This window comes from Shewanella sp. 10N.286.52.A9 (assembly GCF_041468985.1).
Taxonomy (GTDB): domain Bacteria; phylum Pseudomonadota; class Gammaproteobacteria; order Enterobacterales; family Shewanellaceae; genus Shewanella; species Shewanella japonica.
On the sequence record NZ_JBFRJQ010000025.1, the window covers coordinates 107,970 to 122,509 of the forward strand.

At 40.0% G+C, this 14,540-nt stretch carries 13 protein-coding genes and 1 pseudogene; 13 read left to right on the top strand and 1 reads right to left on the bottom strand.

Annotated features, from left to right (window positions below; translation table 11 throughout):
• The 7 genes and pseudogenes from AB4128_RS16175 to AB4128_RS16205 form a co-directional block, all read left to right on the top strand.
• Nucleotides 1-180: pseudogene (locus AB4128_RS16175) on the top strand (hypothetical protein); the annotation flags it as partial.
• A gap of 141 nt (nucleotides 181-321) precedes the next feature.
• Nucleotides 322-1,161 (top strand): DUF692 domain-containing protein, encoded by an 840-nt coding sequence (locus AB4128_RS16180; protein ID WP_372038276.1) that lies wholly within the window; start codon nucleotides 322-324, stop codon nucleotides 1,159-1,161.
• Nucleotides 1,161-1,910, top strand: a complete 750-nt coding sequence (locus tag AB4128_RS16185; RefSeq protein WP_372038277.1) for a DUF2063 domain-containing protein — start codon at nucleotides 1,161-1,163, stop codon at nucleotides 1,908-1,910. The genes AB4128_RS16180 and AB4128_RS16185 overlap by 1 nt, the downstream gene beginning before the upstream one ends.
• 346 nt (nucleotides 1,911-2,256) lie before the next feature.
• Entirely contained in the window at nucleotides 2,257-2,622 is a 366-nt protein-coding gene (locus AB4128_RS16190) for a YbaN family protein (protein ID WP_065110571.1), read from the top strand.
• A 159-nt stretch (nucleotides 2,623-2,781) separates the two neighbouring features.
• Entirely contained in the window at nucleotides 2,782-3,333 is a 552-nt protein-coding gene (apt, locus tag AB4128_RS16195) for an adenine phosphoribosyltransferase (protein ID WP_055024652.1), read from the top strand.
• Between the two features lie 249 nt (nucleotides 3,334-3,582).
• Entirely contained in the window at nucleotides 3,583-6,387 is a 2,805-nt protein-coding gene (gene dnaX / locus AB4128_RS16200) for a DNA polymerase III subunit gamma/tau (protein ID WP_372038278.1), read from the top strand.
• A gap of 130 nt (nucleotides 6,388-6,517) precedes the next feature.
• Nucleotides 6,518-6,847 (top strand): YbaB/EbfC family nucleoid-associated protein, encoded by a 330-nt coding sequence (locus tag AB4128_RS16205; protein ID WP_055024650.1) that lies wholly within the window; start codon nucleotides 6,518-6,520, stop codon nucleotides 6,845-6,847.
• Between the two features lie 289 nt (nucleotides 6,848-7,136).
• Here AB4128_RS16205 and AB4128_RS16210 read toward each other — a convergent pair whose 3' ends face one another.
• On the bottom strand, nucleotides 7,137-8,834 hold the full coding sequence (locus AB4128_RS16210) for an SgrR family transcriptional regulator (protein ID WP_372038279.1): 1,698 nt from the start codon (nucleotides 8,832-8,834) through the stop codon (nucleotides 7,137-7,139).
• A gap of 130 nt (nucleotides 8,835-8,964) precedes the next feature.
• On the opposite strand from AB4128_RS16210, the gene AB4128_RS16215 reads away from it, so the two are divergent.
• From AB4128_RS16215 to htpG, 6 genes are all read left to right on the top strand, one after another.
• The gene (locus AB4128_RS16215) at nucleotides 8,965-9,516 is read left to right on the top strand and encodes an outer membrane beta-barrel protein (protein WP_372038280.1); all 552 of its coding nucleotides are present in this window, start codon (nucleotides 8,965-8,967) and stop codon (nucleotides 9,514-9,516) included.
• A 208-nt stretch (nucleotides 9,517-9,724) separates the two neighbouring features.
• Complete coding sequence (locus AB4128_RS16220; protein ID WP_372038281.1) at nucleotides 9,725-10,372, top strand: hypothetical protein; 648 nt, start codon at nucleotides 9,725-9,727, stop codon at nucleotides 10,370-10,372.
• Nucleotides 10,373-10,767: 395 nt separating this feature from the next.
• Nucleotides 10,768-11,265 (top strand): hypothetical protein, encoded by a 498-nt coding sequence (locus tag AB4128_RS16225; protein WP_372038282.1) that lies wholly within the window; start codon nucleotides 10,768-10,770, stop codon nucleotides 11,263-11,265.
• Nucleotides 11,258-11,509 (top strand): helix-turn-helix transcriptional regulator, encoded by a 252-nt coding sequence (locus AB4128_RS16230; RefSeq protein ID WP_372038283.1) that lies wholly within the window; start codon nucleotides 11,258-11,260, stop codon nucleotides 11,507-11,509. Before AB4128_RS16225 ends, AB4128_RS16230 begins: the two co-directional genes overlap by 8 nt.
• A gap of 285 nt (nucleotides 11,510-11,794) precedes the next feature.
• The gene (recR, locus tag AB4128_RS16235; protein WP_372038285.1) at nucleotides 11,795-12,394 is read left to right on the top strand and encodes a recombination mediator RecR; all 600 of its coding nucleotides are present in this window, start codon (nucleotides 11,795-11,797) and stop codon (nucleotides 12,392-12,394) included.
• A 195-nt stretch (nucleotides 12,395-12,589) separates the two neighbouring features.
• On the top strand, nucleotides 12,590-14,509 hold the full coding sequence (gene htpG / locus AB4128_RS16240; protein ID WP_372038287.1) for a molecular chaperone HtpG: 1,920 nt from the start codon (nucleotides 12,590-12,592) through the stop codon (nucleotides 14,507-14,509).
• Nucleotides 14,510-14,540: the final 31 nt, after the last annotated feature.

Here is a 14,540-nt window from a genome sequence, read left to right on the forward strand (position 1 = left end):
AAGTGTGGCGAAGGTAAATGCGGCGGCGACATGAAAGCCAAAGAAGGCAAGTGTGGCGAAGGTAAATGCGGCGGCGACATGAAAGCCAAAGAAGGTAAGTGTGGTGAAGGTAAATGCGGCGGCGACAAAAAAGCCAAAGAAGGCAAATGCGGTGAAGGCAAATGTGGTGGTGCTAAGTAATTCATTTACTAGCATATAAACTTTACATCCATAACATTTTTTTACCCCATTGAATGTTTAATGTGAATGTAAAGTACGTCATGATAAGGCCTGTTATGCAGGCCTTTTTAATTGATAAAAAGTAACAGACGGAGTGTTGTAATGGCAGAGCAAGCAAAAGTTGGGCTGGGTTTACGCCGAGAGATGCTTGATGAGTTTTGTCAGCAAGTGCCAGATGAGATTAACTTCTTTGAAGTGGCGCCAGAAAACTGGATGACTCTGGGAGGAAAGTTTGGCAAACAGTTTAGGCAACTCACTGAGCAGCATGATTTCTTTTGCCATGGTTTGTCCTTGTCAATTGGCAGCCCTGAAGAGCTTGATACTGAATTTGTTAAACAAATAAAAGCGTTTCTCGATTTACATCAGATCTCTATTTATTCTGAACATTTAAGCTACTGTTCCGGTACGGGTCACATGTATGACTTGATGCCAATTCCGTTTACTGATGAAGCAGTCACTTACGTCGCTAAACGTATAAAACAAGTTGAAGACATTCTCGAGCGCCCATTTATTCTTGAAAATGTGTCTTTTTATGCAGCGCCTGGTGCGCAGATGAATGAACAAACCTTTGTCAATGCGGTATTAGCTGAAGCTGATTGTAAATTACTGCTTGATGTAAATAATATTTACGTTAATTCAATTAACCATCAATATGATGCGGCTGAGTTTTTAGCTTCTATGCCAACTGAACGTATTGAATATATGCACATAGCAGGGCATTACGAAGAATCGTCAGACCTGATGGTCGACACTCATGGTGCAGATGTTATAGACCCTGTGTGGAAATTATTACAGCAAAGCTATCAGCAGCATGGCGTGTTTCCTACCTTATTAGAGCGAGATTTTAATATTCCTGAAACGCCAGAGTTATTGATTGAAATTAATCAGATTCATTATTACCAACAACAGGCATTATTACAGGCTAAGTCAAGGAGTGCCTAATGAGCTTTATTGATACTCAATATGAGTTTATGGATTACATTCGCGACCCCAGTAAACCCTTGCCTGAAGGAATAAGCCTTGAACGGATGACGGTTTATCGGGAATTGTTTTTTAATAACATTAATGGGTTCGTATCGAGTGCTTTTCCTGTTCTTAAATCGTTATACACTGATGATGCTTGGCTTAAATTAATCCAAGAGTTTTTTGTTAGTTTTGACTGTAAGACACCTTTGTTTGTTGAAATTTCACAAGAATTTATCGCTTTTTTACAAACGGATTATCAAGCAAAAGATTACGATCCGCCGTTTATGGTGGAGTTGGCCCATTATGAGTGGTTAGAGCTTTATATTTCAGCTGCCTTTGATAACGACAAGCAAGTGGCTATCGCTAGAGATATGATTACCGAGCTACCGCTCACACTGTCAGACACAGCGACCGTTGCACAATATCAATACGATGTGCAGCACATCAGTCTTGACTATCAGCCAACAGAGCCGAGTGAGCTACCACATAGTTTTTGTATATACCGAGATCAAGCTGATGAGGTAAACTTTTTACAGTTAAACCCATTAACAGCGCAAGTGCTCGCATACATTAATCAAGCCGAGCAATGTTATTTTTCAGATATAATAGAATGGCTTAAACAATCTTACCCGCAAATGACTTCAGAAACTTTAGCCAGCGGCTGCTTACAGATGTTACAACAGTTGGCTGAAAAACAGATTATTTGTCGAGAGAGTAGAGGATAAACAGGATAATAAATGGCTTAAAATTTTTAGGGTTTTTATTGTAGGCCTTTTTACTTACAATGGCGCGGATTTTGTGATCTACTTCACGCTGCCGGTAGGTGGTCAACTTAACTCTTAGGAATCAAATAACATGAGTCAGCCGTTTAAAGACCCATTTAACATTCTGTATTTTATTGGTTTTATCCTTGTTTTACTTTTACCAACATTACCAGCTTCTATTTCTGCGTTGAGACTTGCAGGCTTAATTTAACTGCTGATCTCAGTTATGATATCGATGTATTTTTATAGCATCGGTAAACTAAAAACCATTCTATTGAATGGTTTTTTTGATTGAGTTTGGAGAATTATGCCCCTAAAACGTGGCTTGTTTTTAATTACTGGGTTAACCAGCGTCACGCTGGGAACGATTGGTATTGTGGTTCCTTTACTACCGACTGTACCATTTATCTTGCTTGCAGCTTATTGCTTTGCTCGCTCAAGTGACAGGTTACACAATTGGCTGATGACACATCCTTGGTTTTCTCAAGGGCTCAATGACTGGCAAAATAAGCGATCAATTAACAAACGCTTGAAGCGAAAAGCCATGATTATGACGACGCTAAGTTTCGTGGTCAGTATCGCCATCGTGCCACTGCTTTGGGTGCAAATCATGTTAGTTTGTATGTTATGTATACTGTTACTTTTTTTGTGGCAGATCCCAGAGTTAGATTAAAAGTTGCCGGAATTTTGCTCTCGAGTTGCAACTGTATTGAAACATGCTTACTATCACCTCCAATCGAGTGATATGTCAGATACTATTTTTGCATTTTAAGTGTAATCAAATACCAATAACTGGCTATTAATCCATTCCTTTTTAAATAGACAATCTATTATGACTATGAATTCAGCAAGTTTAGCGTTAATCAAAGACAGCATTAAAGCCATTCCTGACTATCCCATTCCGGGCATTATGTTCCGTGATGTCACCAGCTTATTAGAAAATGCTGAAGCCTACCAAGCCACGATTGCGATGTTTGTTGAGCATTACAAGTCACTTGGCTTTACTAAAGTTGTAGGTACAGAGGCTCGTGGTTTTTTGTTTGGAGCGCCGCTGGCTTTAGAACTCGGCGTTGGTTTTGTTCCGGTTCGTAAACCTGGAAAACTACCACGCAAAACAATTGCGCAAACTTACGACCTTGAATACGGAAAAGATACCTTAGAAATTCATGTTGATGCCATTCAGCCTGGTGATAAAGTGCTTGTGGTTGACGACTTACTTGCTACTGGTGGCACAATCGAAGCCACTGTTAAGCTAATTCGTGAACTCGGTGGTGAAGTCGAGCATGCTGCATTTGTTATTTCGTTGCCTGATATCGGTGGCGAAAAACGCATTGAAGCATTGGGTATCGAAATTTTGACCCTTTGTGAGTTTGAAGGTGAGTAATCGATTTACCCAATGACCTCGTCATTATATCAAGGCAGTGCTTGCATATTCGTTATCAAGCGCTGCTTTTTTATATCTGTAAATCAGGATTAACGTCAATACAGCGAAATGGTTAGTGTAATTCTTGGGCAAACCCGCTCGCTAAATTGTGTATCAATAGCGCAGCATTGACTTGCATGTTATTGTTAAATTTATTTTTGGGTAAAATGAAGCTTACTCAACCCGTTTTATTAAAGCTTGGGGAATTCCATGTCTTATCAGGTGTTAGCCCGTAAATGGCGGCCTGCAAAATTTGAAGAGATGGTAGGGCAGTCACATGTCTTATTAGCTCTAACAAATGCATTAACTCAGCAGCGCTTACATCACGCATATTTATTTACAGGCACCCGTGGTGTCGGTAAAACCAGTTTAGCTCGACTATTTGCTAAAGGGCTTAACTGTGAGCAAGGGGTGACCTCAGCACCTTGTGGAGTGTGTTCGAGCTGTGTTGAAATCGCTCAAGGTCGGTTTGTAGACTTAATTGAAGTCGATGCGGCATCACGAACTAAGGTCGATGACACTCGTGAGTTACTGGATAACGTTCAATACAAACCATCTCGTGGGCGTTTCAAAGTTTACTTGATTGATGAAGTGCATATGTTGTCGCGAAGCAGTTTTAATGCTTTGCTTAAAACCTTGGAAGAGCCCCCTGAGCACGTCAAATTCTTATTGGCTACAACGGATCCTCAAAAGCTACCAGTCACCGTTTTATCTCGGTGTTTACAGTTTAATTTAAAAAGCTTGTCGCAAGATGAAATCAGTCAACAACTGGATTTCATTTTAACTCAAGAGCAGCTTGAGTATGAGCCTCAAGCGCTGACTTTATTGGCTAAAGCGGCTAATGGTAGTATGCGTGATGCACTTAGCTTAACCGACCAAGCCATTGCATTTGGTAGCGGCCAAGTCATGCATCAGCAAGTACAGTCGATGTTAGGCAGTATTGATACTCAACAAGTGCTTGCTTTACTCAAGGCGCTTTGCGATGCCGACGTCGGGCATTTAATGATGACAACCAGTCAAGTGCTCAGCTTTGGAGCTGACGCTGATGAAGTGCTAAGAAGCTTACTTGAATTACTTCATCAAATTACGTTAAGCCAATTCGCCCCTGCAGCTGCGCAGCAATCACTTTATAGTGAACAAATACTCGCTTTTGCTCAACAACTCTCGCCAGAGCAAGTGCAGTTGTATTATCAGCTGTTACTCGCTGGGCGCAAAGAGTTATCTTATGCTCCTGACCCTAAGTCAGGGCTTGAAATGGCGCTAATAAGAGCGATTGCCTTTGTACCGGAAAAGCCTGTAAAACGTTGGCATACTGATGAAGCTGCAAAGATTGCATTACCTGAACCCTCAGTGCAGAACACCGCTGCTGAACCTAAAAAGCATGATGTTGTAAAACCTGTTACGCCAGTGGTTGATACACTCGTAAATACCGGTAATACGCTCAATGAGTCAGCTAACAGCAAGGTTGCAGATGCTAACTTACATCCAGTTACTCAGTCTGAGTCTACTGACTCGATTCAAGCTCAATCTGATGAAGCGATAGCTGCCGAACAAGCATTGCTATTAAGCCAAGCGGACAGTTTAGGTTTTGGCCAACAAGCTGAATCATTATCGCAAAGCACACCAACGAAAGTGCAAGCGTCATCGGCTAATGCACCGCAAGCGAGTGAGGATAAACAAGCGGCGACGCAGGCGCTTGATATTGATTCGGGCGAAAACATACAAACGCCACCTCAATCAAAGTCAGGCTCTTTAGCTTTAGAGGCAAATGCCCCTGCAGATAAGCCAGAAGAGAGTGCTGAGCCCCAAGCAACCTATTCATCTGATGATGGGATGCCAATGGATGCTTATGAGCAATTTTCACAGGCTGACAGTGACGATAATAATGCTGACTATGGGCTAGGTGATATGGCGTCGTATCAACCTGAGCAGCCTGTCGCTGCATCGACAAATGATTCACAGGTTGAGGCCGCTAAAACAACAGAAAGTACTGAAAGTAGCGATGATTTAGATGCGCTACTGGATGCCGTTTTAGCAACTAATGATTCCTTGAAAGCAGAGTTAAACTCACTCACAAGTCAAGGAGAGCAAGCAAAAAAGCAACAGGCGGCAGCGAGTCCTAGTATTAAGGTACCCGCACCACGCAGTAACCATGCCGCAGAAGGACAACGTGCTACTCAAGATACAGAGCAAACACATAATAGCCAGACGGAACATCAATCACTCAATCAAGCGTCTCATCATAATGACAGTATAAGCTCAGCAAACACTGACGTTATTGATAGTGCGAACGTTACAGATAAAGGCGCGCAGATTGAAGAGCAAGCACCTTGGAATAAACCACAAGATGCAATTGAACCGCCAATGGCCAATGCACAAGCAATAAAAGATACACAAAATGCGGTTGCTGATGCACAGGTTACTGATTTGCAAGCTGGCAATGGTGAGCAGCAAAGCCATGATTCAAGCCCAAATCTAGGCGTTGTCGAGGCAGTGGCTCAAGTCGATACCAACCAGCAGGTGACGTCGATACCTAAACCCACTGCGCTTGCGGTCAATGGCGAACATGAAATATCGGGTGATGAACTTGATTTACACTGGTATAAAGTCATGGCATCACTCAGTATTGGTGGTAGGGTAAGGCAGCTCGCTGTTAACTCAGTTTGTCAAAGCTTGAGTAATCCGATTCCATTACTGTTAAAGCCAGATCAAAAGCATCTAGCAGCGGACATCGCCATTGAGCAACTGCAAGTTGCATTAACAGAACACATGGGCGTGCCGACCACGGTTGAGATTACCGTTGGTGTAGATAAAGCACATGAAACCCCACTTGAGTTAAGAAAAAGATTTCATCGTGAATTATTAGCGAATGCAAATTACGCTTTAATTAATGATGACAACGTACAATGGATGTTTAGTCGATTAGCTGCACAGCTAAATCCAGATACCTTGGTGTATCCAGCGGAGAAGTTACAAGCAATAGGGCAACAAATTCCTGCTTTAGTTGCACAATAAATCAACTAAAGCGTTGTTAACTTCAAAAGTTTGATTGCAATAAACGCAGTTTTATTGCCAATTTATTTTTTTACAGTAAGATTAGCCCCACTTTGGCGGCTTGCTAATAACCTAATTAAGAGAAAAGACTATGTTTGGAAAAGGCGGTATGGGCAACTTAATGAAACAAGCCCAAATGATGCAAGACAAAATGGCTAAAATGCAGGAAGAAATCGCACAAACCGAAATGACGGGTGAAGCGGGTGCCGGTTTAGTAAAAGTCACCATGACGGGTTCACACAACATTCGTAAAGTTGACATTGACCCAAGCTTAATGGAAGACGATAAAGAAATGTTGGAAGATCTTATTGCTGCAGCATTCAACGACGCTGCACGTCGCATCGAAGAAAACCAAAAAGCTAAAATGGCAGAAGTTACCGGTGGTATGCAATTACCGCCAGGAATGAAAATGCCATTCTAAGACTGTTTTAGTCTAGTTAAGTTTAAATGAAAGCCTGAGTCATTGACTTGGGCTTTTTTGTGGGTAATTCGACTATAAGATGAAACAAGCTGAATGTCCTGTGTAATGATCTAGTCAGTTAATCAAGTCCAACAATTGATTTGGTTTTTTCATTATTGACATTAAGTATTAAATCACCGCTCTGGGCTAATGTATTGCGCTGTTCAAAGGCTGTTGTTGTTAGCTTTTACATCTTATTCCGATGTCATGAATCTACTATCATTAATTAGGAGTGAAGGGATACATAATTTTATTGTTTACGTTTATCAAACCATAAATTTGCCAGTGTCATTAAACCTAATGAATCAGTCTTTTCTCCCCTTAGAGATTTATGCGTTTTAAATGTGATTGATTTTCCCCATAATGGCGTAATGTAGTGATTTGTTTTACATTCCTCTTCTATATCAGATAAATAATCATTTAGATCATTTGTCGATTTTGCCCATTCTAGCCATTGTTTACGTTGTAATGATGGCAATAAATGCTGTGCAGTATCACTTACTAATAACCAGTAATAATGATCAAGTAAGGTATTTTTGCCAAATAAATATTCTGAGATCCACATGTCAGCTTTGCTTTTATCTGACACCAAATACAGTGTTAACCCTAAGCTCTCTAAAGATTCTTGAATAAAAGTTGATACCTCTGAGTTTGAGTCCCAAAAAGCAATTGTTCCTGTAATGAGTTCAGTTTCTGAATTTGAGGGGGTATTTCTTTTTGCTGCATGGACTTGGTTGTTTTCGTTGTCATGATTGTTTTTGACATTAATAGCAATATTACCGAAAAGCGTTTGGCATAACGGCAGTTCAGGGTGAATAGAGTTAGCCTGTTGTAACACCAATGGGATTAATGCCTTTCTCGTGTTGAGGGGCAGTCGATGGCTCAAGCACAATGCATAGCAACCTGCTAGTTTTGAATGAGTAAGCAAGGGGGATTGAGGTATTGTTTGTAGTGTACTTTCTTGCTCTATAACATGGCTCATATTATGAGTGCTGATATCTTTATTTGACCAAAAGTCAGCACGCTTAAGAATGCCATTTACACCAAAATAATGTTCATTTTTACTAAGCGACCAATGTTCATCATTTCTGGATTCCCAGCAATAACTTCCGGTACCAATAGGAAAGTCGGGATGCTTGTCATCTTTTAAAAAGACTGCGCTGTGGATATCAGATAACCCATGAAGAAATAACGGGTCATCGAATAACAATTCAACTTCTACCCATCTTTTATTCACCTGTATGCTTTTGATACTTTCGAATAAATAAGCGTGCAAAGGGGCATGACTTTTAAGTGTTAATAAATGACTTTTGATATATTCAGGAGTGAGCAATACACCATTATGAAAATATACATCGGGTCTGATTCTAAAGGCATAACCCTTAGCAGTTTTAGTAAACTGGTGAGCTAAACTAGGGGTAAAAGATGCCGTTTCAGGGTGATAGTTGATTAAAGTATCAAATAGCGCGTTGACATAAAGACCAGCATTCAAATCAGTCATTTTAATTGGGTGGCATGCTGGTAAGGAGTAATTAACTAATGAGATAAGTTCATCTGAACGTTCAATCTCTTCTGGGTTTGTTTTAAGCCACTGGGAAAGATGTTGTTTGAAAGTATGCTGGTAGTGAAACGTTTCAGCGTATTGAAAAGCTTGATTTAAACTGCCGTGTTGGCACATATTTTTTAACCGTGCGATGAGTAACTCTTCAAAAGAGTGCACAATCGAAAAGCTTGATTTATTGCCCCTGCCTCGTCCAGGGTTCCAAGTTATCCATCCTAATGCAGACAAGCTTTTCATTATGTTTGTTACATTTCGAGTTGAGCATATTAACGCTTCTGCAAGTTCAAATTTATCTACATTTTTTACATTTCGTCCAAACCGAGTCTCTAATTGATTGAGTCGTTGTAACTGTATTGTCGTGGCAGAATTATCCATCGAATTATTCATCTTAATATCTATGACTTATTAGATTCATAGTAGTCCAGACCTTAAAAGGTGAAAAGCTAAAATTAACCTCTACCTCTTTTTGTTGCTCGGTATATTCAATACTGAACCTAGACACATTTTTGGAGAGATAATGATGAAAAAATTAACTTTATTAGCTTTAACACTTGCGTTAGTTTCAGGTTCAAGCCAAGCAGGAACCCTAGGGGATTTCTTTTCAGGTATAACCGTTGGTGCAGGTTATTCGACTGACTCTGTCCATGGTGAGACTTTAGACGGTTACTCAGTGTACTCACAAGGAGTATTGGTTCCGTCATTAAAAGACAATTTATTCACTGATTTTAGGATAAGTTCGACCTCAAAAGATGATTATTCTAGCGTTGATCCTAAAGATGGGGCGCTTAATACAGCGACAGTAGATTTAGATCGATATCAGGCGAGTATCGGTTATGGTATCCCTTATCATGTAACAAACTCAGTCGTGTTAAAACCTTATGTCACAGCGGGTTGGTCTTGGGATAAATTATCAACTGCAGGCAATAACGAGACCGATAATAGTTTTGTTGCTTCAGCTGGAGTAAAAGGGGAGTTTGGTCAACATTTTATGACTAGCATTGGCTATTCAGAAGAAACGAGCGGCTTTAAATCTGGCCAATGGATGCTTGATGTGGGTTATCGATTCTAACTTGGTTTGGACTCATACTGAAGTTCGCTCAATATCACTAACGACGATTAATTGTTAGTAATTGAAAGTATTAATATTAGTAACTGCTTAATAGCTTGGTTATAGTGTGTAGATCTAGAGTTTTAATGTCGTGTTTATTGGGTCAATTTACCTCATGTTAATTGATTAAATAAAACGCTTAACCAATAAATAGTATAAGAGTTTGTTCATGGAAGAAAATATTCATCCTTTTAAAAAGGCTGCAGCGTTATTACTCTTACTGGGTTTGATTGATATTGCGGTAATGATTTTTTGCATTATCAATCAAACTAATTATGTCTCAAGCTTTACCATTTTTGGGGTTATTTCAGGAGTATTGCTACTTCGAGGTAGACTTAAAACGGTTCAAACATTACGTTGGTTGAGTATTTTTATCTCAGTACTGATTGTTGGTATATTGTTTGACACTTTATTTGCGACTCCGCCAGCTTTGTTTATAGCATTAATGAAATTCAGCCCACTGACAGTGATTGGACCAATATGCGTTGCTGCTTTGCTTGTTGCTGTATTTATTTGGATATACAGTCAGCTATCTTCTCAGGAGTCTTTGCAACTTTTGCTCAAGGCCAACTATAAAACAACTCAACCCAAATCAGCTTATCTACTAGGTGTTATCGGTCTGCTTGTTACTTTTTTAGGCGTTAGTGAAATGGTCAATAGTGAGTCAGCTAAAAAGGCTATTAAATTAGCGCAAGCCCAACGTGGTTCAGCATATCAATATCATGTTACTCGTTTATATGTTTCACAAAATTCTGGTTATGCTGATGTGATAGCCTATTCAGATAAAGCCGTTCATCAGCTTAACGTGAATTGGTAAGCCTTGTTTAAATAGAAGTCCTTGCGATTAATCCTACCGTTACTTCTCTCGTTAATCCCCAACTAATCCTTTTATTGACTCGTCAAAACAGCTTTAAATTTATTATACTAACCCTTTTGTTAACCTTGCATTTTTACTGTTAAAGTTCTGTTTTGTAAGTGTATTTTATATTTTGAGCTCGTCCCTCTAGGTGATGTTGTCTAAAATGATAATTGACGGGTTGTGATGTGAAGAGCTGGTTTTGATAAGAGACATAAGCTTGACCAAGTGGGTTGATACACATACTAAAGTACTAAAAAACTAACTTAAGGTTAAAAATATTTGACATGGATGGTAAGTAAGCATAAATTAACTGCGAGTTAAATATCTTTTACATGGAGTGAGGTGAGGTTAACATGGTCAATAAACAGAATTTATATCAATGGTTGCAAGAAACCAGCTTTAGGGAAGTGACTTTATCGGTTGATTTACTTGTAACGGGCTATATTTTTTATATTTACTTAAGCCGGATGTACTATGCCAGTGCTGAAGAATTAGCCTCGACAGTGTGGCTATCTGGTGTATTGCTCGAAATCATTATTTACTCAGTTGTGTTGATGGTACTGAGTTATATTGTATTAGCATTTGTGAGTGATGATGAATTAAACCAACCCATGGATGTGCGAGAAAAACAGATAAACCTAGTGGGTTACAAATACTCGGCGATAGTTTTACAAACCGGCGTTATTTTAGCCATGGTTCAATATGGAATAGAAAAACAAGCTGAAATAATTTTGTTTGAGCCGATTCCTCATTTACCATTACACATTTTGTTAGTGGCATTTTTAACTGCCGAATTAGCCCATTATGGTGTGCAATTGTATAAAGGCCGCACAGGAGATATTTATGGGTAAAGTGGATCAAGATGGTATGGGGATCAGTAACTCTATCCGTACATTACGATTTTTAAATGATGAAATGACCCAAAAGCAACTGGCTGAGCTCATCGGTGTCACTAGACAAACGGTAATGGCGATTGAATCAAATAAGTATTCGCCGACATTAGAAGTCGCGTTCAAGATTGCTGAGGTATTTAATTTACCTCTTGAAGAGGTGTTTCGCTATCGTTCGGCAAACGATACCCTACCAACAGACTAGCTGTTTGTAGGTTTTATTAGGATGATGAGTTGTTGCTAGCGACTAACACTTCTTGAAACTAGTAAATTATATCACTGGCCGCTTGAGGTTATCTGTTGAGGATAAATGGTTCCGTATTAGCGACTCACAGTGCTTTAAAGCCCAACCGCGCTTTGGGCTCAGATACTCTTTGCAATCTTTATCGCTTACGATAATAATCACCCATTCATTTAGCTGATAAATTGTTGAGTCAGCTAATCTCATTTTTATAAAGTGCAACAGCACTGTTAAGGCCAGTATTAGGTTATGAAATTTAGTCCGCTAGTTGATGAATTAATTGAATCATTACGTTGCTTACCCGGTGTAGGGCCTAAGTCTGCTCAGCGTATGGCATTTCAGTTATTGGAACGTAATCGTAAAGCGGGGCAAAAACTGGCAAACGCTCTTGAGCGCTCTATGAGTGAAGTGGGGCATTGCCAAGCGTGCCGTACGTTTACAGAACAAGAATTATGCCCAATTTGCAGTAGCCCTAAACGAGGCAACGCTGGCGTTATATGTGTGGTAGAAACGCCTGCAGATGTACTTGCTATCGAAGCTGGTGGCCATTTTATGGGACGATACTTTGTGTTATTAGGCCATTTGTCACCACTTGATGGCGTGGGCCCTGATGAACTAGGTCTTGAGTTACTTGAACAGCATTTATCTTCAGAAGATGTCACAGAGTTAATCTTGGCAACAAACCCTACAGTAGAAGGTGATGCAACAGCGCACTTTATCGCGGATATCGCACGTCGTCATAAGGTGGTTATCAGCCGTATTGCTCATGGTGTGCCAGTAGGTGGCGAGCTTGAGTATGTCGATAGCACGACTTTAGCGTTATCGTTTAATGGGCGTATTCCTCTGTAAAACGAACACGAGTTAATAATAAAAGGGCTAATTTAGCCCTTTTTGCGTTTTTTTTAGGCATCAGAAAAAAATTCCCTTGAAAACTGATTTTCACGCCCCATTTCCTAGGTAACAAAGAATTTTAGTTGCATTGAAACGTCAAATATTAGATTTCAGTACAACTGCTGTATTAACGTTAAACCAAGGGAAATTTTCATGTCTCAACAAGAAACACATGGCTTTCAAACCGAAGTAAAACAACTTCTTCATCTGATGATCCATTCTTTATACTCAAATAAAGAAATTTTCTTACGTGAATTAGTCTCAAATGCCGCTGATGCTGCAGACAAGTTACGTTACCTTGCATTGACTGATAACACATTATTTGAAGATGACACTGAACTTCGTGTTCGCATCAGCACCGATAAAGAAAAAGGCACCGTTACGATTGAAGATAACGGTATCGGTATGACTCGTGATGGTGTAATTGAACATTTAGGGACAATTGCTAAATCAGGTACTGCTGATTTCTTCAAAAACTTATCTGGCGAAGAGTCAAAAGATTCGCAACTTATTGGTCAGTTCGGTGTGGGCTTCTACTCGGCGTTTATCGTAGCTGATAAAGTGACTGTTCGTACTCGCGCTGCAGGTGCGGATGTTAACCAAGGTGTGGTGTGGGAATCACAAGGTGAAGGTGACTTTACTGTTGATACCATTACTAAAAACAGCCGTGGTACTGAAATTACACTGCATTTACGTGAAGAAGAAAAAGAGTTTGCTGATGACACACGTTTACGCTCAATTATCACCAAATACTCTGATCATATCTCTGTACCTGTAGAGATGTTTGAGGAAGGTACACCTGCTGTTGAAGCGACAGAAGAAGGCGGCGAGGCGATTCCAGCTACTGAAGGTCAGTGGAAACCGATGAACAAAGCCACTGCGCTTTGGACTCGTAGCAAATCTGATATTTCTGATGAAGAGTATCAAGAGTTCTACAAGCATATTTCTCACGATTACGGTGATGCTGCAACTTGGTCTCACAATCGTGTTGAAGGTAAACAAGAGTACACGAGCTTATTGTATATCCCAAGTAAAGCACCATGGGATATGTTTAACCGTGATGCTAAAAACGGCTTAAAACTGTTTGTTCAACGTGTATTCATTATGGATGACGCTGAGCAATTTATGCCGACTTACCTTCGCTTTGTAAAAGGCTTAATTGACTCTAATGATTTACCTTTAAACGTGTCTCGTGAAATTTTACAAGACAACAGCATCACTAAAGCTTTACGTAGCGGTGTGACTAAGCGTGTGTTAGGCATGCTTGAAAAAATGGCTAAAAATGATGCTGAGAAATACCAAGCATTTTGGGCTGAATTCGGTCAAGTATTAAAAGAAGGTCCTGCTGAAGATTTCGCTAACCGTGAGCGTATTTCTGGCTTGTTACGTTTTGCTTCTACACACACAAATACCGCAGCAACTGACGTGTCATTAGATGATTACATCGGCCGTATGAAAGAAGGCCAAGACAAGATTTACTACATTGTTGCTGACAGTCATGAAGCGGCAGCAAACAGCCCACATCTTGAATTATTACGTAAGAAAGACATCGAAGTGTTATTGATGTCAGAGCGTATTGATGAATGGTTAATTAACCACTTAACTGAATTCAAAGGCAAGAAATTGCATTCGGTAACACGTGGTGATCTAGAGTTAGGTGAACTTGAAGATGCTGATGAAAAAGAAGCTCAAGAAAAGCTTGCTGGTGAAGCACAAGCATTAGTTGAACGTATGAAAACGGCATTAGGTGCAAAAGTTGCAGACGTTAAAGTAACTTCGCGCTTAACTGACACGCCTGCATGTGTTGTGGCCGGTGAAGGTGAAATGTCATCACAAATGATCAAGCTTATGCAATCAGCGGGTCAACCAGTGCCTGAAACGAAACCGACCTTTGAAATCAACCCGCATCACCCATTAGTTGAACGTTTGAACAATGAACAGGATGAACAGTTATTTGCTAACTGGGCTGACTTATTACTTCAACAAGCACAGCTTTCTGAAAAAGGCAGCTTAGCGGATCCTTCTGCATTCATTAAGTTAACCAATGAAATGCTAGTCGCAAGCTTGAAGTAAGCGTCGTCATAATAAACAAGCGGACCGAGTG